The organism is Variovorax sp. GW822-FHT04A09 (assembly GCF_058801005.1).
Genome location: NZ_JBXAMV010000006.1, coordinates 333,302 through 333,585, shown reverse-complemented (window position 1 = coordinate 333,585; position 284 = coordinate 333,302). Strand labels below are relative to the sequence as shown.

Genomic DNA, 284 nt, shown 5'->3' with positions numbered 1-284 from the left:
CGAGCAGGCCGCCAGCGTCGCCGCCGGTCACGCCGCCGAGGACACCACCGAGCAGGCCGTCGTCGCCGAGGATGCCGTCGAGCAGGCCGCCAGCGTCGCCGCCGGTCACGCCGCCGAGGACACCACCGAGCAGGCCGTCGTCGCCGAGGATGCCGCCGAGCAAGCCGCCGTCACCACCGAGGACGCCGCCCAGAAGACCGTCGTCACCCAGCACACCGCCGAGCAGGCCGCCGTCGCCACCGAGGACGCCACCCAGGAGGCCGTCATCACCCAGCACACCGCCG

1 pseudogene is annotated in these 284 nt (G+C 75.7%); it reads right to left on the bottom strand.

Going from position 1 to position 284, the window contains the following annotated elements:
• Positions 1-284: pseudogene (locus AC1RLW_RS27105) on the bottom strand (hypothetical protein); the annotation flags it as partial.